The organism is Massilia sp. X63 (genome assembly GCF_041023745.1).
In the GTDB taxonomy this organism is placed as follows: Bacteria; Pseudomonadota; Gammaproteobacteria; order Burkholderiales; family Burkholderiaceae_D; genus Telluria.
In genome coordinates this window covers 362,198-382,344 of record NZ_JBFTEF010000002.1, presented here as the reverse complement: position 1 = coordinate 382,344, position 20,147 = coordinate 362,198, and the positions used below count along the sequence as shown (strand labels likewise).

The 20,147-nt window shown below is 67.8% G+C and carries 15 protein-coding genes; 7 read left to right on the top strand and 8 right to left on the bottom strand.

Going from position 1 to position 20,147, the window contains the following annotated elements:
- Window positions 1-50 precede the first annotated feature (50 nt).
- Window positions 51-590, top strand: a complete 540-nt coding sequence (msrA, locus tag AB3347_RS05845; protein WP_369090839.1) for a peptide-methionine (S)-S-oxide reductase MsrA — start codon at window positions 51-53, stop codon at window positions 588-590.
- A 10-nt stretch (window positions 591-600) separates the two neighbouring features.
- On the opposite strand, the gene AB3347_RS05840 is transcribed toward msrA, so the two are convergent.
- Both AB3347_RS05840 and pdxH read right to left on the bottom strand, forming a co-directional pair.
- Complete coding sequence (locus AB3347_RS05840) at window positions 601-1,815, bottom strand: class I SAM-dependent methyltransferase (protein ID WP_369090838.1); 1,215 nt, start codon at window positions 1,813-1,815, stop codon at window positions 601-603.
- 82 nt (window positions 1,816-1,897) lie between these two features.
- Entirely contained in the window at window positions 1,898-3,118 is a 1,221-nt protein-coding gene (pdxH, locus tag AB3347_RS05835; RefSeq protein ID WP_369090837.1) for a pyridoxamine 5'-phosphate oxidase, read from the bottom strand.
- 89 nt (window positions 3,119-3,207) lie between these two features.
- On the opposite strand from pdxH, the gene tcdA reads away from it, so the two are divergent.
- From tcdA to cysK, 3 genes are read left to right on the top strand one after another with little or no spacing between them, the layout of a single operon-like run.
- Complete coding sequence (gene tcdA / locus AB3347_RS05830; protein WP_369090836.1) at window positions 3,208-4,092, top strand: tRNA cyclic N6-threonylcarbamoyladenosine(37) synthase TcdA; 885 nt, start codon at window positions 3,208-3,210, stop codon at window positions 4,090-4,092.
- A gap of 35 nt (window positions 4,093-4,127) precedes the next feature.
- Window positions 4,128-4,691, top strand: a complete 564-nt coding sequence (locus tag AB3347_RS05825; RefSeq protein ID WP_369090835.1) for an FKBP-type peptidyl-prolyl cis-trans isomerase — start codon at window positions 4,128-4,130, stop codon at window positions 4,689-4,691.
- Between the two features lie 29 nt (window positions 4,692-4,720).
- Window positions 4,721-5,653, top strand: coding sequence for a cysteine synthase A (gene cysK / locus AB3347_RS05820; RefSeq protein ID WP_369090834.1), 933 nt, complete (start codon window positions 4,721-4,723; stop codon window positions 5,651-5,653).
- Window positions 5,654-5,658: 5 nt separating this feature from the next.
- Here cysK and AB3347_RS05815 read toward each other — a convergent pair whose 3' ends face one another.
- From AB3347_RS05815 to AB3347_RS05795, 5 genes are all read right to left on the bottom strand, one after another.
- On the bottom strand, window positions 5,659-6,654 hold the full coding sequence (locus AB3347_RS05815) for a cation diffusion facilitator family transporter (RefSeq protein WP_369090833.1): 996 nt from the start codon (window positions 6,652-6,654) through the stop codon (window positions 5,659-5,661).
- Window positions 6,651-6,977, bottom strand: a complete 327-nt coding sequence (locus AB3347_RS05810) for an ArsR/SmtB family transcription factor (RefSeq protein ID WP_369090832.1) — start codon at window positions 6,975-6,977, stop codon at window positions 6,651-6,653. The genes AB3347_RS05815 and AB3347_RS05810 overlap by 4 nt, the downstream gene beginning before the upstream one ends.
- A gap of 91 nt (window positions 6,978-7,068) precedes the next feature.
- Entirely contained in the window at window positions 7,069-9,897 is a 2,829-nt protein-coding gene (locus AB3347_RS05805) for a M16 family metallopeptidase (protein WP_369090831.1), read from the bottom strand.
- A gap of 11 nt (window positions 9,898-9,908) precedes the next feature.
- Window positions 9,909-10,835: a metallophosphoesterase gene (locus tag AB3347_RS05800; RefSeq protein WP_369090830.1), complete on the bottom strand. Its 927-nt coding sequence runs from the start codon at window positions 10,833-10,835 to the stop codon at window positions 9,909-9,911.
- Window positions 10,836-10,858: 23 nt separating this feature from the next.
- Entirely contained in the window at window positions 10,859-11,341 is a 483-nt protein-coding gene (locus AB3347_RS05795; RefSeq protein WP_369090829.1) for a CinA family protein, read from the bottom strand.
- A gap of 510 nt (window positions 11,342-11,851) precedes the next feature.
- On the opposite strand from AB3347_RS05795, the gene AB3347_RS05790 reads away from it, so the two are divergent.
- Window positions 11,852-13,897: an ATP-binding protein gene (locus AB3347_RS05790; RefSeq protein ID WP_369090828.1), complete on the top strand. Its 2,046-nt coding sequence runs from the start codon at window positions 11,852-11,854 to the stop codon at window positions 13,895-13,897.
- Window positions 13,894-16,611: an EAL domain-containing protein gene (locus AB3347_RS05785; RefSeq protein ID WP_369090827.1), complete on the top strand. Its 2,718-nt coding sequence runs from the start codon at window positions 13,894-13,896 to the stop codon at window positions 16,609-16,611. Before AB3347_RS05790 ends, AB3347_RS05785 begins: the two co-directional genes overlap by 4 nt.
- Here the strand turns inward: AB3347_RS05785 and thiL are convergent.
- Entirely contained in the window at window positions 16,543-17,505 is a 963-nt protein-coding gene (thiL, locus tag AB3347_RS05780) for a thiamine-phosphate kinase (protein WP_369090826.1), read from the bottom strand. The two genes, AB3347_RS05785 and thiL, sit on opposite strands and share 69 nt — an antisense overlap.
- A 209-nt stretch (window positions 17,506-17,714) precedes the next feature.
- Between thiL and AB3347_RS05775 the strand changes: the two genes are divergently transcribed.
- Complete coding sequence (locus tag AB3347_RS05775; RefSeq protein WP_369090825.1) at window positions 17,715-20,027, top strand: NADP-dependent malic enzyme; 2,313 nt, start codon at window positions 17,715-17,717, stop codon at window positions 20,025-20,027.
- Window positions 20,028-20,147: the final 120 nt, after the last annotated feature.

The window sequence follows — 20,147 nt, the reverse complement described above, 5'->3', positions numbered from 1 at the left end:
CTTTGCGTTACATTAAGAAGTATCAAAAACTGATGAAAACAAGGTGTGCGATGAGCGAGCAATCAGGAATCGAGGTGGCCATTTTGGGTGGCGGATGCTTCTGGTGCCTGGAAGCGGTCTACCTGGAAGCGCGCGGCGTGACGCGCGTGGAATCGGGCTACATGGGGGGCCATGCCGCCAATCCGACGTATGAGCAAGTGTGCGCGGGCACTACCGGCCATGCCGAGGTGGTGCGGGTGGAATTCGATCCCGCGGTGATCAGCTATCGCGACATCCTGGAGATTTTCTTTACCATCCACGACCCGACCACCCAGGACCGCCAGGGCAACGACGTCGGCCCGCAGTACCGCTCGGTGATCTTCACCACCTCGCCGGAACAGGAAGCCACCGCCCGCAAGGTGATGGCCGAGATGGCGGCGGTGTGGGATGCGCCGCTGGTGACCCAGCTGCTGCCGCACGAAACCTGGTACAAGGCCGAGGACTACCACCAGAATTACTTCGCGCAGCATCCGCTGCAGGGCTACTGCGCCTTCGTGGTGGCGCCGAAGGTGGCGAAGTTCCGCAAGACCTTTTCGGAGCGGCTGAAGTAGGGTTCCGACATCACGGATACATGTACCTGCGCGACCACGGCAACTGCTCGACGTCTCCGTCGGCCTTCCCGCACACGATCTGGTACAGGCTGATCCGCCCGTGCGCGAAGGCATAGGCGCAGCCGGCCAGGTACACGTGCCAGATGCGGAAGCGTTTCTCGTCCGTCAGCGTGCGGATGTGCTCGGCATTGGCTTCGAAGTTGTCGGTCCAGATGGCGCAGGTCTTCGCATAATGGCGCCGCAGGTTTTCGACGTCGCGCACTTCCAGTCCGCCTTCCTGCATCGCCCGTACCACCGTGGACAGGTGGGCCAGTTCGCCGTGCGGGAAGACGTACTGGTCGATGAACTCGCCGCCCCCATAGGGCGTGGCGCTGTTGTCGACGTTGGCGGTGGTGATGCCGTGGTTCATCACGACCCCGTCCGGGGCCAGCAGCCGGTTCACGCGTGAAAAATACGCGGGCAGGTGCTGTACGCCGACGTGCTCGAACATGCCGACGCTGGTGATGCGGTCGTACACGCCGTCGACGTCGCGGTAGTCCTGCAGGCGGATCTCGACCTGTCCCTGCAGGCCGGCGCGCTCGACCCGTTCGCGCGCAAGCTGCGCCTGGTTCTCCGACAGGGTGACGCCGATGCAGCGCGCGCCGAAGCCTTGCGCGGCGCGCAGCACCAGCGCACCCCAGCCGCAACCGATGTCCAGCAAGGTCTGGCCGGGCCGCAGGTCGATCTTGCGCAGGATGTGGTCGATCTTTTTTTGCTGCGCCGTGGCGAGGTCTTCGATGCCGTTCTCGAAATAGGCGCAGGAATACACCATGGCCGGGTCGAGCCAGGCGGCGTAGAAATCGTTGGAGACGTCGTAGTGGTAGCGGATCGCCTCGGCGTCGGTCCGGCGCGTGTGCGGCGCCAGGCGGTTGCCCAGGCGCAGCGCGTCGCCCAGCCGGCTGCGCCCCTTGTCCAGGCTGGCCGCCAGGGCATTGCCGATGTTGATGATGTCGGCGGCGCGCCCCTTGATGTCGATCGCCCCCTCGACGTAGGCGCGGCCGAGGTTGTACAGCGAGGGCGAGCGCAGGTAGCGCAGGGCCGAGCGGTCGGGCACCTGGATGGTGACCCGTGGGGGCTCGGACGAGAACTCGAGTTGCCGGCCGTCCCACAGTTCGACCCGCAAGGGCAGGGACAGCTTGTCACGCAGGCCTTCGCTCCAGGCCGATAGCATCATTTGCTCGAACACGTTCACCTCCGGCGTCGAAGACCGGCCCTGTGCGCATGACTCTCCCTGCGCCATGACCGGCCCAGGGAGGAGTAGGGCCTCCCTAGGGTTGCAAACGCTGGCGGGTCCAGCTGCCGTCTTCCTGCCGCTCGTAGACGATGCGGTCGTGGAAGCGGGAGCGGCGTCCCTGCCAGAATTCCAGGCGCTCGGGCACGAGGCGGAAACCGCCCCAGTTGCCCGGCCGCGCCGGGTCGTCACCGGCCTGCCGTGCCACGGCCTCGTAGTTCTGTTCCAGCTCGGCACGGCTGCCGATGGGAGCGCTTTGGTGCGAGGCAATGGCCGACAGGCGGCTTTTCAGCGGACGGCTGCGGAAATACCGGTCGCTTTCCTCGCTCGAGGTGCGCTCTACACGTCCTTCGATGCGAACCTGGCGTTCCAGTTCGCTCCAGAAGAACAACAAGGCTGCATATTGATTATCCTCCAACTCCTGGCCTTTGCGGCTGTCGTAGTTGGTGTACCAGGTGAAGCCGCGCTCGTCGAACTGCTTGACCAGCACGATGCGCGAACTCGGGCGTCCGTTGGCGGCCACGGTGGCCACCGACATGGCGTTCGGCTCGTTCACCTCGGCCTTCAGCGCCTGCTCGAACCACTGCGTGAACTGCAGCATCGGGTCGTCCATCACATCGTTTTCGTTCAGGCTGGCCTGGCCGTAGTCCTTGCGCAGGTCGGCCACGGCCTGGCCCACCACCGATGCCGCCGGCGAGGCCGCGCCCGCAGCCTGGCCGGCAGGCTGGCCGATGCCGCGGCGCGCCTGCATTGCCTTGCCCAGCTGGGCCATCTGCTCCGGACTGAACAGGCGCAGCGCCATCGGCGCCATGGTCCCTTCCTCGCGCTCCATGTGGGAAGAATAGCGCTGGCTGAAGCGCTGCACCGCGCTGGCCGACAGCGTGGCCGCATGGCCCTCGGCGATGGCGCTCAGTTGTTCATGCAAATCTTGCCACAGCGCATCCATGTCCTTGTGGTCCTGCAGGATCACCGGCGCCAGCGCCTGCAGCGTGGCGGCGTCCTCGCCCTGGGCGACGGCGCGCAGCATCGGGATCAGGTCCTGTTCTTCGTCTTCGTGGTGCAGGTGGGCTGCCTTCTCGAAGTAGTTCAGCACCGCGCGCGCCGCCTGGCGCGCCTGCTCGTCGGCGCCGAATTCCGGCAGGTGGGCGAGCAGCTTGTCGAGGGTGGCCATCTGCTTGCGGATGCGGCCGTGGCAATGCTTGAGGACGGCGATCGGCTGGTCGAAATCGGGGGCGGTGTCCGGGAGGAGTGAGGTCATGGGGCAGTTTGTTGACACACAAGAAGAATTTGGTTGACTAGAAGCTATTTTAGTGCAGATGCGCAAGCGACGTCCGTTAAAATGGCGGGATGAACCTGATCGATACCCCCACTCTTGCAGCCACCCTGGACGACGAAGTCGACTTCGCACGCCGCTTCGGCGGGATTGCGCGCCTCTATGGCGAGCGTGCACTCGAACGCTTCCGTGCGGCGCACGTTTGCGTGATCGGTGTCGGCGGCGTCGGTTCCTGGATCGTCGAGGCGCTGGCGCGCAGCGCCGTCGGCCACCTGACCCTGATCGACCTCGACAACGTGGCCGAGTCGAACATCAACCGCCAGCTGCAGGCCCTGAGCTCGACCATCGGCATGCCGAAGATCGAGGCGCTCAAGCAGCGTATCGCGCAGATCAATCCGTTCTGCAAGGTCACCCTGGTCGAGGACTTCATCGACCCGGACAACATCGACAGCATGATCGCCGGTAAAGGCTTCGACTACGTGGTCGACGCCATCGACGGCGTCAAGGCCAAGGCGGCCCTGATCGCGTATTGCAGCGCGAATAAGCTGCCGCTGGTCGTCATCGGCGGCGCCGGTGGCCAGACCGACCCGACGAAAATCGAAGTGCGCGACCTGGCCCGTACCGAGCAGGAGCCGCTGCTGAAGAAAGTGCGCAAGATCCTGCGCGCCCAGTACGGCTTCGCCAAGGGCGAGAAGAACAAATACCACATCGACGCCGTGTTCTCGATGGAACCGCTGCGCTATCCGGACAGCGGCGACGCCTGCGCGATCGACCCGAACGGTGTCACCGGCCTGAACTGCGCCGGCTTCGGCTCGAGCATGGTGGTCACGGCCACCTTCGGCATGGTGGCGGCCGGCCACCTGCTGCGCAAGCTGGCCGACGCCGCCAACGCGCAAGCCCGGACCGAGGCCCTCGCTGACGCGCAAACTGTGCAAGCGGAAGAGGCCTTGCTATCATAGGATCAGTTATTGATCCCTTTGATGGAAGAGCCCACATGATCCGTCGTACCGCCTTTGCCGCCCTGATGCTGGCCGCCGCTACTGCTACCTCTACCGCCAACGCCCAGGACGCCACCGCCCAGCAGCAGGACGCGTCCAAGCCGACCACCCAGCCTGCGCCGGAGCAGCAGACCGTGCCGCAAGCCACCCAGCCGCAAGGCACGGTTCAGCAAACCCCGCCGCAGGCCGAGCCGGCCGCGCCGGTGCCGCCGGCGCCGCAGGTCGAGATCATCGACCGCGTGGTCGGCAAGGGCAAGGAAGCCACTACCGGCAGCACGGTGCTGGTCCACTACACCGGCTGGCTGCACAAGCCGCTGGCGCCCAAGCAGCGCGGCAAGAAGTTCGATTCCTCGCTCGACCGCGGCGATCCGCTCGAGTTCCAGCTGGGCGCGGGCCGCGTCATCAAGGGCTGGGAGCAGGGCGTGGCCGGCATGAAGGTGGGCGGCAAGCGTACCCTGATCATCCCGAGCGCACTGGCCTACGGCAAGCGCGGCGCCGGCGGCATGATCCCGCCCGACGCCGATCTGATTTTCGATGTGGAACTGGTGAACGTGAAGTAGTCCAACGCTAAAGTCCCTGGGAGCCCGGCATGCGCATCGCAAACGACGTTACTGAACTCATCGGCAACACTCCCCTCGTACGAATCCGCAGGCTGGCTCCCCATGCCGGCGCCGAGATCCTCGGCAAGCTCGAATTCCAGAACCCGGCGCACAGCGTCAAGGACCGCATCGGCCTGGCCATGATCGAGGCCGCCGAGCGGGCCGGCTTGATCAAGCCCGACACCATCATCGTCGAACCCACCAGCGGCAACACCGGCATCGCGCTCGCGATGGTGTGCGCCGCGCGCGGCTACCGCTGCAGGCTGGTGATGCCCGACACCATGAGCAACGAGCGGCGCATGCTGCTGCGCGCCTACGGCGCCGAGCTGGTGCTGACGCCCGGCAGCGAAGGCATGCTGGGCGCCATCCGCCGCGCCGAAGAACTGGTGGCGTCCGACCCGCGCTGCTTCATGCCGCAGCAGTTCAACAACCCGGCCAATCCGGAAGTCCACCGCAACACCACGGCCGAGGAAATCTGGCGCGATACCGAGGGCAAGGTCGACATCCTGGTGGCCGGCATCGGCACCGGCGGCACCATCACCGGCGTGAGCGAAGTGATCAAGGCGCGCAAGCCGGGGTTCAAGGCGATCGCCGTGGAGCCGGAAGCCTCGCCCATGCTCTCCAGGGGCAGCAAGGGCCCGCACCCGATCCAGGGCATCGGCGCCGGCTTCGTGCCGGCGGTGCTCAATACCGGCGCCTACGATGAAGTCATCACCGTGAAGAACGAGGACGCCTTCGAGACCGCGCGCGCGGCCGCGCGCGAGGAAGGGCTGCTGGTCGGGATCTCGTCCGGCGCCGCCCTGTGGGCCGCGATCCAGGTGGCGCAGCGGCCGGAGAACGCGGGCAAGCTGATCGTGACCATCATTCCCTCGTTCGGCGAGCGCTACCTCAGCACGGCGCTGTACGCCAACCTGGCCGACTGAACGGCCTAGTGTGCATGGGCATGGTCGTGGCTGTCATGGCCATGGCCGCCCAGCGCGCAATGGTGATGCGTCGTGCCTTCTTCCACCTGCAGGGTGCAATGGTGGATGCCGAATTCGCTGCGCAGCTGCGCCACCATCTCGTCCAGCACCCGGTCGCCCGGATACCCGTCCGGCATCACCAGGTGCGCCGTCAGCGCGTTCTCGGTGGTGCTCATCGCCCAGATGTGCAGGTCGTGCACCTCCTTCACGCCGGGCTGGGCGGCCAGCCAGTCGCGCACCGCGCCGGCGTCGACGCCGGGCGGCACCGCCGCCAGCGACAATTGCACCGATTCGCGCAGCAGCGACCAGGTGCCGAGCACGATCACGACCACGATCGCCAGGCTCACCGCCGGGTCGATCCAGGTCCAGCCGGTGCCCAGGATGACCAGGCCCGAGATCACCACGCCCAGCGAGATCGCGGCGTCGGCGGCCATGTGCAGGTAGGCCCCGCGCAGGTTCAGGTCGCCTTTGCTGCCGGCCATGAACAGCCAGGCCGAAAAGCCGTTCACCAGCACGCCGATCGCCGCGACGACCGACACCGTCACGCCCTGCACGGGCACCGGCTCGGCGAAGCGCTGCACCGCCTCCAGGGCGATCGCGCCGCAGGCCACCATCAGGAGCAGGCCGTTGCCGAGCGCCGCCAGGATCGAGGAGCCGCGCAGGCCATAGGTGTAGCGCCGGGTCGGGGCGGTCTTCGCCAGCGCGGCCGCGCCCCAGGCCAGCGCCAGGCCCAGCACGTCGGACAGGTTGTGGCCGGCGTCCGCCATCAGCGCGGTGGAGTGGGCGATGAAGCCGTAGATGAATTCGATGGCCACGAACAGCGTGTTGAGAGCGATCGCCAGCGCGAAGGCGCGTTCATGACCGGCCGGGTCGGGCATGGGGTGATGGTGGTGGCCGAAGCCGTGATGGTGGCCGTGATCGTGATCGTGATCGTGATGATCGTGCTGGTGGGTGGTGCTCATGCGTCCATTCCGTTGGCTGGTTCGGCGATGTGCTCGAACATGTTGGCGAGCAGGCTGCTGATGTGGGCATCGGCAGCCGAGTAGAACACCTGCTTGCCCTGGCGCTCGGCCTTGACGATGCGGGCGGCGCGCAGCAGGCGCAGGTGGTGGCTGACCAGCGAACTGGACAGGTCAAGCGAGGCGGCGATGTCGCCCACCGCAGTCGGCTGCGCCAGGCAGGCCAGCACGATGCGCAGGCGGGTGGCGTCGCCGAGCAGGTGGAACAGGTCGGCCAGTTCCTCGACGGCGCCGGCCGCGTGGGCGAATTCGGGTAATGTCGTCATCGTTAACATGTGAAGAGTTGTTCACATGTTAGTCCAAATGGCCATCGTCGGCAAGCACGTCCTCGGCCGCGCTTGCCCGGCTTGCGGACATCTATTCCCGCGGCCTCGGCATCTGTCCGTCACTGTCGCGCACTTCCGCCGCCCCCAGGCCGAGCGGCTGCAGCTGCGGCAGGATGCGCTTGCGGTCGCCGACCGCCACCACGATCATTTTTTCCGGCGCCAGGTGCGTGCGTGCCGCGGCCTGCACCTGGGCCGCGGTGACGCTGGACAACTGGGCGGGCAGGCGGGTGTAGTAGTCGAGCGGCAGGCCGTAGATGAAGATCTCGGCCAGGCTGGCGCCGATGTCGGCGCTGGTCTCGAACTGGCCGGGCAGCGACAGCACCTGGGCGTCGCGCGCGGCGGCCAGTTCGGCCGGCGGCAGCGGCGCGTCGCGCATGCCGTTCACCTCGCGGAAGATCTCGCGCACCGAGGCCCCGGTGGACGCGCGTTCCACGCTGCCGGCGATGACGAAGGGTCCCGGCGTGCGGTCGTAGCGGAACCACGAGTGGATGCCGTAGGTGTAGCCCTTGGTCTCGCGCAGGTTGTTGTTGAGGCGGCTGGAGAACATCCCGCCGAGCGCGCCGTTCATGACCTGCAGCGCCGCGAAGTCGGGGGTGTCGCGCGCCACGCCGATGCTGCCGACCCGCAGCGCGGTCTGGACCGCGTCCGGCTGGTCGACCAGCACCAGGCGCGCGCGCGTGCCCGCCGGCTCGCCCGCGCCGCCGGCGGGGGCCGCAGCGCGCGCCCAGCCTGCGAAGCGCGCTTCCACCAGCGCCTTCAGTTCGCTGCGCGCGATATCGCCCGTCACCACCAGCGCAGCATTCTCCGGCACGTAGTGACGACGCCAGAAGTCCACCAGGTCGTCGCGCGTGACCTGGCGGATCGCCGGCTCGATGCCGAGCTGGCCGTAGCCTTTTGGGTGCTTGCCGCCGTACAGCGCGCCGAGCGAGGCCACCGCCGCCACCGCTTCCGGGTCGTCGCGCTGCTGGATCAGTTCTCCGGTGCGGTTGGCGCGCTGGCGCTCGACCTCGGCGTTGGGGAAGGCCGGGCGCTGCACGATGTCGGCCAGTACGTCCAGCGCCGGAGCAAAGGTCGAGCGCAGCGACAGCAGCGAGACGATCGAGGCGTCGGCGCTGCTGCCGCTGTCGAGGAAGGCGCCGAGCTGCGCGATCTCGTCGGCGATCTGCGGCGCGCTGCGCGTGGCCGTGCCTTCTTCCAGCATCTGCGCGGTGAAGCTGGCCAGGCCCGGCAGCGCGGCGGGATTGGCCGCGCTGCCGCTGCGCACCACCAGCTGGCTCGAGACCAGCGGCAGGCCCGGCTTGTAGTGGTGGATCACGGTCAGGCCGTTGGCGAGCTTGAAGGCCTCGCCCTGCGGCAGGGTGAAGTGCGGTGCCGGGCCCGGCTTCGGCTGCTGCGCGCGCCAGGGTTCGGGCACATTGATCGCGGGTTTCGTTCGGTCCGGCGCCGCTGCCGGCGCGGCGCGCTTGTTCTTCGGCGGGCGCGGATCGTCGATCACCGGCTTGCCGGGCAGGCCGGTGACCACGGCGCGCGCCTGCGGGCCCAGGTAGGAACGGATGGCGCGCTGCACGTCGGCGGGGGTGATGCTGCGCAGGCGCGCCAGGTCCTTGGCCAGGTAGCCGGGGTCGCCGGTGTACTGGTTGTAGTGGTTGAGCTGGTCGGCCAGCCCGTCGCCGCCGAGCTTCTCGATGGAGCTCAGGAGCGCGGTCTCGATGCTGTTGCGGGCGCGCTCGACCTCGCGCTGCGAGGGGCCGTGCTCGCGCAGTTCGGCCAGCTCGGCGTCGACCGCCGCTTCCAGCGCGCGCGCTTCGACGCCGGGGCGCGCGGTGACGTCGATGACGAAGGTCGAGCTCAGGCCGTAGGAATTCTGGGTGGCGTCGACGTCCTGGGCGATCTGGCGCTCGTAGACCAGCTTCTTGTACAGCCGGCTCGATTTGCCGCCGCCCAGGATGGCGGCGGCCACCGCCAGCTCGGCGTCGCCCGGCTGGTAGGCCGGCGGCGTGAGCCAGCCCATGAAAATGCGCGGCAGTTCCACGCGGTCGTGCACCACCACGCGGCGTTCGCTGGTGATCGGCGGTGTAACCACGCTCGGGCGCGCCACCGGCGGGCTGCGCCGGAAGCTGCCGAAGTAGCGCTCGACCAGCGCGCGCGCCTTCTTCTTGTCGATGTCGCCGGCGATCACGATGCTGGCGTTGTTCGGTCCGTAGTAGCGGGCGAAGAACTCGTGCACGTCTTCCAGCCTGGCGCTCTGGATGTCGGCGTGCGAGCCGATGATCGAGGCGTAGTAGGGGTGGCCCTTGGGGAACAGCGCATGCGCCAGCGCTTCCTCCACCAGGCCATAGGGCTCGTCCTCGACGGTCTGGCGGCGCTCGTTGCGCACCACGTCCTGCTGGTTGCTCAGGGCTTTCTGGTCGAGCACGTCGAGCAGGTAGCCCATGCGGTCGGCGTGCACCCACAGCGCCAGTTCGAGCTGGTTGGACGGCACGGTGTCGTAGTAGCTGGTCTGGTCGTAGCCGGTGCCGCCGTTGCTGTCGGTGGCGCCGGCGCCTTCCAGCAGGCGGTCGGCCATGCCGCGCGGGATGTGGCGCGTGGCCGCGAACATCATGTGCTCGAACAGGTGGGCGAAGCCGGTCAGCCCGGGCGCCTCGTTGGCGGGGCCGACGTGGTACCAGATGTTGACTGCGACGATCGGCAGGCGCCGGTCTTCGACCAGGATCACCTGCAGTCCGTTGGGCAGCGTGGTTTTCTCGTAGGCGATGGCAGGCAATGGTGCTGGCGCGGACTGGGCGCCGGCCGGTGGGGCGAAATTGGTCATGCAGAGGGAAAAAGCGAGAATAAGGGCGAGCAGCCGGAAGTATCGCATGCGCTGCTCCTTCAGTGGCATTTGCCACGTCCGTGGTCGGGGGTGGCGCCGGCCGGCACGCGGCCGGGATAGGCCGGCAGGAAGCGCCATTCGTAGGCGCCGTCGAGCAGGCGCAGCGCCAGCACGCCCTCGTAGCTCGCTTCGCGCACCTCGCTGTTGGCGGTGAGCTGCAGGAAGGGCGTGGGGTAGGCGCCGCCGGTGCCCACCACGAACTGGCGCAGGCCGCGCGCGCGGTCGAGCCGGCCGTCGGCATCCTGCGGCGCGAAGCGCTCGTAGTCGTGGTCGTGGCCCGACAGGACGATCTCGGCGCCGGCCGCGTGCAGCTGGGCGAAGGCGTCGCGCATGCGGCCCGGCCCCAGGTGGCCGCCCGAGCTGTACAGCGGGTGGTGCCAGAAGGCGAGGGTGCAGGCGCCGGTCTGGCGTACCAGTTCTTCGCGCAGCCAGGCCAGCTGGGCGGCGTGCGCGGCGCCCTTCAGGTTGCTGTCCAGCGAGATCACCAGCCAGCTGCCGAGCCGCAGGCTGTACCAGGGGCGCTGCGGGCTGCCCGCGCGTTCGCCGAAATAGGCGAAGTAGGGCTGCGCGCCCGCGCTCGCATACTCGTGGTTGCCGGGCGTGGGCCAGGTAAGGTCGCGAAAGCGCCCCCAGGTGGGGGCGTAGCAGCGTGCGAACTCGGCCGCCGTGCCCTTCGGGTAGGTATGGTCGCCCAGGGTCAGCACTGCCGACTGCACACCGGCGTGGGCGTCGCTGCGCAGCAGGCCCTCCACCAGCCGGGCGGTGGCGGCGGCCCCGGACCAGCGCGGGTCGGGATGCTTGCAGCGCGCGATGTCGCCGGCCGCGTACACCGTGACCCCAGCGCCGGCGGCAGTGGAGGCAAGGCCGGGCCCGACGGCTGCGAGCAGCGCCAGGCCGCCCAGCAGGCGCGGCGCCATTCGGCTCATGGGGGCCAGCGGCTTATTCGCGCTTATTCAATAAAGCGCAACAGTCCCTGTAGCGCATGCGCCACGGTCTGCTCGCGCACCGACTTGCGGTCGCCCTGGAATACCAGGCGTTCGGTATAGGTGGTGTCGCCGCGCGCCCAGCCGAAACACACCGTGCCCACCGGCTTGCCCGGCACCGCGCCGGTCGGGCCGGCGATGCCGGTGGTCGACACCGCGACGTCGGCGGTGCTGTTGGCCAGCGCTCCCTCGGCCATCTTGCCGGCCACTTCCTCGCTCACCGAGCCGAATTGCGCGACGAGCGCGGCCGACACGTCCAGCAGCTCGGTCTTGGAGGCGTTGGAATAGGTGACGAAGCCGCAGTCGAACCAGCCGGTGGAGCCCGGGATTTCGGTGATTGCCTGGGACACGCCGCCCCCGGTACAGGACTCGGCGGTGGCCAGCATCAGGCGCTTGGCCTCGAGCGCCCGGCCAACTTTGGTAGCAAGATCGAGAATATCGTTCGTCACGTGAGGCTCCTTTGAGTGCGGATGGACCGTTTTCTACAGCCGACTGCCAAGCCAGCACCGAACCGAGGCCGCGGTGTGGCGCACGCATGCGGTGTGCAGTCCATTCTAGCGCGGTCCGTGCCGCGCTGACACAGAAAGCGTGCAGGACATGCCCGGCGGGTTTTTACCCGTCGTGCATGGGCTGTATGGGCGATGGGCGAAGAGATGAATCGTGAAAAGTTCCGTGCGACATGTCACGATGCGCTCCGCTATGCTGTCAGCGCCGCCGCACCAACCCGGCGGGACCGTATATAGTCCGGGATGCCGCTTTTTCACCTGTTTCCCTTGTTTTCCGCTGATTCCGCTTTTCGTAGGACCCTGAATGCCGCTCGAACGACCTGTGCGTGACCGGAAGGGGCCGGCGCTACCGTGTTGCACTGCCGCGCTGGCGCTCCCAGCCTTCGGGCCGTCGGACCGGCATTGCCGCGCCGGGGGGCGGTGCGTGCCTGTCCGGCCCGTGCCGGGGACCGCATGAGCCAGTTCCGCTCGATCCGCAGCAAGCTGGTGCGGGCCGTGATGGCGACCACGCTGGCGGCCTTGCTGGTGTCGATCGCCATCATCGTCGGGTACGACCTGCGCAGTTACCAGCGCAGCCTGGTCAACGACCTTGCCACCCAGGCCGAGCTGGTCGGCCACATGAGCTCGGCCGCGCTGAGCTTCGACGACCCGCGCCTGGCCAACGAGAACCTGGCGCTGCTGCGCACCCGCCCGCAGGTGCGCGCCGCCGCCATCTACGGCGCCGACGGCGCGCTGTTCGCCTCCTACCGGGCGCCGGGCGAGTCGCGCGCGCTGCCGGCGGCCCTGCCCGGCGCGCCCGCCAGCAACGACGAGGACCTCGTCATCCACCAGCGCATCGTCGAGAATGGCGAGACGCTCGGCACCGTCTACCTGCGCGCCGAGAACCGGCTGCTGGCGCGCATCGTCGACTACCTGAGCATCGCCGCCCTGGTGACCCTGCTGGCGATGGGGGTGGCCTACCTGCTGATGCGCCGCATGGGATACGTGGTGACTGCGCCGATCGTGGCCATCACCGAGATCGCGCGCGACGTCGTCGCCACCCGCGATTACTCGCGCCGCGCGCCGCGCATCAGCAACGACGAGGCGGGCGAACTGGTCGACTCCTTCAATGCCATGCTGACCGAGATCGAGGGCCGCACCCGCGAGCTGGAGACCTCCAGCAGCGAGATCGCGCGCGAGGCGGCGGAGCGTTCACGCGCCCAACAGGAAGTCATGCGCCTTAACGAACAGCTCGAGCAGCGCGTCGACGAGCGTACCCTGCAGCTGGCCCTGGCCAACGCCGAGCTGGCCAATGCGATCGAGGAGGCGCGCAGCGCCAACCAGGCCAAGTCGGCCTTCCTGTCCTCGATGAGCCACGAGCTGCGCACGCCGCTCAACGCGATCCTCGGCTTCGCCCAGATCCTGACCTCGGATACGCTGCCCTCGACGCTCGAGCAGAAAAAGGAGTTCGCCAGCCACATCCTGAAGTCGGGGCGGCACCTGCTGACCCTGATCAACGAGATCCTCGACCTGGCCAAGGTGGAGTCGGGCACGGTGACGCTGTCGATGGAGCCGGTGGCGCTGGCCGAGACGCTGGCGGAAACGCGCACGATGGTCGAGCCGATCGCGGCCAGCCGCGGGGTACGGGTGCTGTTCCCGGAAACCCCGGGAGCGGTGCTGCTGGCCGACCGCACGCGCCTGAAGCAGGTGCTGCTCAACCTGCTGTCGAATGCGGTGAAGTACAACCGCGAAGCCGGCGCCGTGGTGGTGAGCTGCGCGCAGGTGGGCCCGAACCGGCTGCGCCTGTCGGTGCAGGACACCGGCGCCGGCCTCGACCCGGAACAGGTGGCCAGCCTGTTCCAGCCCTTCAACCGGCTCGGCCAGGAAGGCGGCAGCCAGGAAGGCACCGGCATCGGCCTGGTGGTCACCAAGCGCCTGGTCGAGCTGATGGGCGGCGACATCGGCGTGTCCAGCAGCCCCGGCGTGGGCAGCGTGTTCTGGATCGAGCTGGCCACCACCGCGCCGCTGGCGGTGCAGGCGCCCGAAGGCGCGGCCGGCGAGACGCCCGATGCCGAGGCCGTGCCGGACCAGGATGCGTCGGAACTGAACCCGCACCTGCTCCTGTACGTCGAGGACAATCCGGCCAACCTGCGCCTGGTGGAAGAGATCGTGCGCTTCCGGTCCGACCTGCGGCTGCTGTCGGCGCACGACGGCCACGTCGGCCTGGCGCTGGCGCGCGCGCACCGACCGGAGATCATCCTGATGGACCTGAACCTGCCCGGCATGAGCGGCATCGAGGTGCTCAGGCAGCTGCGCGCCGACCCGCTCACCGCCGCCATCCCGGTCATCGCCCTGACCGCCAACGCCATGCCGCGCGACATCGAGCGCGGCCTGGCCGCGGGCTTTACCCGTTACCTGACCAAACCGATCGACATCGACAGGTTCACCGAAGCGATCAACAGTACGCTGGCGCGCCTCCATGCCAAGGGAAGCGCGCCGGCCGAAAGGAAGGCCGAATGATTTCACTGCAAGATATCCGCCGCGCGCGCATCCTGGTCGTGGACGACGAACCCGTCAACGTCCAGCTGCTCGAGTACCTGCTGAAGACCACCGGGTACGAGAACGTCTCGAGTACCTACGATCCGCGCCAGGTGGTGTCGCTGCACCTCAAGCACCGCTTCGACCTGATCATCCTCGACCTGCACATGCCCGGCATGGACGGCTTCGACGTGATGGAGGCATTGAAGCCGCTCGAGAGCGATTCGTGGCTGCCGGTGCTGGTGGTGACGGCCGAGCCGGACAAGAAGCTGGCCGCGCTGGAAGCCGGCGCGCGCGACTTCATCGGCAAGCCCTTCGATACGGTCGAGGTCATGACGCGCATCCGCAACCTGCTGGAAGTGCGCCTGCTGCATCGCGAATCGCAGGACTACGGCGTGCAGCTGGAACGCGAAGTGCGCGAGCGCACCGCCGAGCTGGCGCGCTTTCGCGGCGCGATGGATGCGACCCCCGACGCGATCTTCCTGATCGACACCGCCTCGATGGCGATGGTCGACGTCTCCGACGGCGCCTGCCGCATGCTGGGTTTCTCGCGCGAGGCGCTGCTGCGCATCGACCCGGTGGCGCTCGGCCTGGCCACGCGCGAGCTGCTCGAACGCCACCTGGCGGCCGATGCGCTGGCCCACCGGGGCGTGCCGGCGCCCGCGCCGGGCCAGGAAGGGCAGCAGGAACACGGCAAGGCGGAATTCGGCGCGCTGCCGGGCGACATCGTCGAGACCGATCTGCTGCGCGCGGGCGGGCAGGGCGCGGTGCCGGTGGAGATCAGCTGGAAGCTGCAGGACCTGGGCAAGAGCCGCATGCTGATCGCGGTGGCGCGCGACATCAGCGAGCGCCTGCACGCGCAGGAACGGATGCGCCACATGGCCAGCTACGACGCGCTCACCGGCCTGCCGAACCGCACCCTGTTCTTCCAGAACCTGCGCGAAGCCATCGAACTGGCGCGCGACAAGAACTGGCGCGTGGCGGTGCTGTGCATCACGCTCGACCGCTTCAAGATCATCAACGATTCGCTCGGCACCGCGCGTGGCGACGAGCTGCTGGGCCAGTTCAGCACGCGCCTGGTGCGCGTGGTGCGCCTGCGCGACACGGTCGGGCGCCTGGGCGGCGACGAGTTCGCGCTGTTCCTCACCATGACCCGCGACCAGCAGGAGGCGGTGAACGTCGCCAACGAGATCCGCGAGTCGCTGCGCGCGCCCTTCGACCTGCACGGCCAGCAGGCGGCACTGACGGCCAGCATCGGCATCGCCATGTATCCGGAAGACTCGACCGAACCGGGCGCGCTGGTCAAGTACGCCGACACCGCCATGGTGCGCGCCAAGGAAGCAGGACGCGACGGCTACCGTTTCTTTACCGCCGGGATGAACGTGCAGGTGCTGGCGCGCCTCGACCTGGAGCTGGCGCTGCGCGGCGCGCTCGAAGGCGGCCAGTTCGTGCTGTACTACCAGCCCAAGCTGGAACTGAACACCGGCCGCATCTCGGGCGTGGAGGCGCTGCTGCGCTGGAACCGCCCCGGCTATGGGCTGGTGTATCCGGCCGAATTCGTGCCGATCATGGAAGAGACCGGGCTGGTGGTGCGCATCGGCGAGTGGATCGTCGACGAAGCCTGCCGCCAGATCGCGGCCTGGAACGCCAGCGGGGTGCGCGACGTGCGGGTGGCGGTGAACGTGTCGAGCCGCCAGTTCGTCGAGGGCGACCTGGAAGGCGTGATCCGCGCGGCGCTGCAGCGCCACGAGGTCGAGCCCGGCCTGCTCGAGCTGGAGCTCACCGAAAGCGCGCTGATGTCGAACGCCGAGCACACCATCGCCGTGCTGGGGCGCCTGAAGGAACTCGGCATCCGGATCGCGATCGACGACTTCGGCACCGGCTACTCGTCGCTCGCCTACCTCAAGCGCTTCCCGATCGACAAGCTCAAGATCGACATCGCGTTCGTGCGCGACATCGTGACCAATCCGGACGACGCGGCGATCGCGCTGGCGATCATCAGCATGGCGCACAGCCTGCACATGCAGGTGATCGCCGAAGGCGTCGAGACGCGCGCGCAGATGGCCTACCTGCGGCGCCACCGCTGCGACGAGATCCAGGGCTTCCATTTTTCGCGCGCCCTTCCCGCCGAGGAGCTGGCGCGGCTGGTACAGGACAACCGCGCCCAGCCCGACCAGCCTCCTGCCCAGGACGACAAGGCGCAGACCCTGCTCATCGTCGACGACGACGTCAACGTGCTCACCGCGTTGCACCGCCTGTTCAGGCGCGACAACTACCGGGTGCTGACGGCCTCGTCGCCGGCCGAAGGCTTCGAGCTGCTGGCGCTGTACCGGGTGCAGGTGATCCTGTGCGACCAGCGCATGCCGGTGATGAGCGGCACCGAATTCCTCAGCAAGGTCAAGGAGATGTATCCCGAGACGATCCGCATCATCCTGTCGGGCTATACCGGGGTGGAGACGGTGCTCGACTCGATCAACCGCGGCGCGATCTACCGCTTCTACACCAAGCCGTGGAACGAGCTGCAGCTGCGCGAGAACATCCGGCTGGCGTTCCGGCACTACTGGCTGACGTATGGGCCGTACGACGACCGCAAGACGCCGCGCGACAGTGCGGCGAAAACGGCTGCTTCAGCTGAAGTGGTCCCAGCCGCTCAGCCCGAGGTCGAGCGGCGCTCCCTGGGCATCGACAAAACGTAGTCCGGGCGCCGCCTCGATCGTGCCGACCCGCGTCACCGCCGTGCCGCTGGCGCGCCCGGCCTCCAGCACCGCCGCGCGCTGTGCGGCCGGCGCCGTGAAGCACAACTCGTAATCGTCGCCACCCGCGGCCGTGAACCGGCGCCGCAGGTCCGCCGGCTGGCGCCCCAGCACCGGTCCCGCCGGCAGCGCGTCGACGTCCAGCGTCGCCCCGACGCGGGACGCGGCCAGGATATGCCCGAGATCGCCGACCAGCCCATCCGAGATGTCGAGCGCGGCATGGGCGATCGGTTGCGCCGCCAGCGCCAGGCCCAGCGCCACGCGCGGGGTCGGCATGTGCATGCGCTGCGCCGCCGCCGCGTGGTCGGCTTCGGGCAGCGTCACTTCCTTCCAGTAGCCGGCCAGGGCCAGGCGCGCGTCGCCCAGCGTCCCCGAGATCCAGATGTCGTCGCCCGCGCGCGCCGCATCGCGCCGCAGCGCATGGCCCGGCGCCAGCTCGCCGAACACGGTGATGCAGATGTTCAGCGGCCCCTTGGTGGTGTCGCCGCCGACCAGTTCGCAATCGTGCGCGTCGGCCAGCGCGAACAGCCCGCGCGAAAAGCCTTCCAGCCATACGGGATCGGCGGCGGGCAGGCTGAGGGCCAGCGTGAAGCCCACCGGCCGCGCTCCCATCGCCGCCAGGTCGGACAGGTTCACCGCCAGGCTCTTATGGCCCAGCATAAAGGGATCGGCGCCGGCAAAGAAATGCCGGTCCTCGACCAGCATGTCGGACGAAATCGCCAGCTGGCGGCCGGGCGTGGGGGTGAGCAGGGCGCAGTCGTCGCCGATGCCGAGGTCGGCGCGGCCGGGGCGGTCGCGCTTGAAGAACTGCTTGATGAGGTCGAATTCGGAGAGCATGCGCGGATTGTACCGGGCGCAGCCCGTCGCCAACATTGTCAGGTCGATAATGCTTTACGGCGACATCATAAGCTCAGCATCTAAATAGATCATCAGTATCAGCTTTGCTTATGAATCAAAGGGCTGCTTGGTGAAAATACCTAGCCTTTGTCAATGCCCGGTCTGATAAAATTGGAGGTTCCCCTCTAGTTTCAGGAAGGCTGCCAGGCATGGACTCGTCATCGGACAAGAAAGAAGAATTGCGTCAACAACTGCGTGCTGCAGCGCTCGAATACCACCAGATTCCCCGCCCCGGCAAGATCAGCGTCACCCCGACCAAGGGCCTGCTGAACCAGCGCGACCTGGCGCTGGCGTATTCGCCGGGCGTCGCCGCCCCTTGCGAGGAAATCGTCAAGGACCCGGCCAACTCGTACAAGTACACCGCGCGCGGCAACCTGGTCGCCGTGATCTCGAACGGCACCGCGGTGCTCGGCCTGGGCAACATCGGCCCGCTGGCTTCCAAGCCGGTCATGGAAGGCAAGGGCGTGCTGTTCAAGAAGTTCGCGGCGATCGACGTGTTCGACATCGAGGTCAACGAGAACGATCCGGACAAGCTGGTCGACATCATCGCCTCGCTCGAACCGACTTTCGGCGGCATCAACCTCGAGGACATCAAGGCGCCCGAGTGCTTCTACATCGAGCGCAAGCTGCGCGAGCGCATGAAGATCCCGGTCTTCCACGATGACCAGCACGGCACCGCGATCATCGTCGGCGCCGCCATCCTGAACGGCCTGAAGGTGGTCGGCAAGGACATCAAGAACTGCAAGCTGGTGGTGTCCGGCGCCGGCGCGGCCGCGCTGGCCTGCCTCGACCTGATCGTCGACCTCGGCTTCCCGATCGAGAACATCTTCGTCACCGACCTGGCCGGCGTGGTCTACAAGGGCCGTACCGAGCTGATGGACGAGGACAAGGAACGCTTCGCCCGGGATACCGAGCACCGTTCCCTGGCCGACGTGATCCCCGGCGCCGACATCTTCCTGGGCCTGTCGGCCGGCGGCGTCCTGAAGCAGGACATGGTCGCCAAGATGGCGCCGAGCCCGCTGATCCTGGCGCTGGCCAACCCGAACCCGGAAATCCTGCCGGAAGACGTCAAGGCCGTGCGCAGCGACGCCATCATCGCCACCGGCCGTTCGGACTACCCGAACCAGGTCAACAACGTCCTGTGCTTCCCCTACATGTTCCGCGGCGCGCTGGACTGCGGCGCGACCACCATCACCCGCGCCATGGAAATCGCGGTGGTGCATGCGATCGCCGACCTGGCCCACGCCGAGCAGTCGGACATCGTGGCCTCGGCCTACGGCATCGCCAACCTGTCCTTCGGCCCGGAATACCTGATCCCGATGCCTTTCGATCCGCGCCTGCTGACCCACATCGCCCCGGCGGTGGCCAAGGCGGCCCAGGACGGCGGCGTCGCCACCCGTCCGATCGCGGATCTCGCCGCCTACGCCGAGAGCCTGCAGCAGTTCGTGTACCGCAGCGGCACCTTCATGAAGCCGCTGTTCTCGGTGGCCAAGGCCGCGCCGCTGGAAGCCAAGCGCATCGTCTACGCCGAGGGCGAGGACGAGCGCGTGCTGCGCGCGGTGCAGGTGGTGGTCGACGAGAAGCTGGCGCGCCCGATCCTGGTGGGCCGCCCGGCGGTGCTGGAAAAGCGCATCGAGAAGTTCGGCCTGCGCCTCAAGCTCGGCCAGCACGTCGACGTCATCAACCCGGACTTCGACGAGCGCTACCGCGACTACTGGCAGACCTACTACGAGATCGCCAAGCGCAAGGGCGTGACCATCGACCTGGCCAAGATCGAGATGCGCCGCCGTCATACCCTAATCGGGGCCATGATGGTCCACAAGGGCGATGCGGACGGCCTGATCTGCGGCACCTACGGCACCACCTGGATGCACCTGCACTACATCGACCAGGTGCTGGGCAAGCGCGCCGGCAGCAACGTGTACGCGGCGATGAACTTCCTGATCACCCCGGACCGCCAGCTGGCCATCGTCGACACCCACGTCAACGAGAACCCGAGCGCCGAGGAGCTGGCCGAGATCACCGTCATGGCGGCCGAGGAGATGGAGCGCTTCGGCATGCAGCCGCGCGCGGCCCTGCTGTCGCACTCGAACTTCGGCACCGCCAACAGCGCATCGGCCCAGAAGATGCGCGCGGTCCTGCCGCTGGTGCAGGCCGCCAAGCCGAACCTGGAAATCGACGGCGAGATGCATGGCGACACCGCGATCGAAGCCAAGGTGCGCATGAAGATCATGCCGAACTCGGCCCTGACCGGCGACGCCAACCTCTTGGTCATGCCGAACATCGACGCCGCCAACATCTCGTACAACCTGGTCAAGAGCGCGGCCGGCAACGGCATCGCGATCGGCCCGGTCCTGCTGGGCTGCGCACGTCCGGTGCACATCCTCACCCCGTCGTCGACGGTGCGCCGCATCGTCAACATGACGGCGTTGTGTGTCGTTGATGCAGTGTCGCAGCGGTAAGTGAGCGCCAACTCTCATTAGGGCGCGCGCCTGATGCAGTCGTTTGATCTGCATCAGGCGTGCTTGTCTTAGAGTTTCGCTATTTGTCTTCGCACAAATACAACGGTAACAAACCGTAAG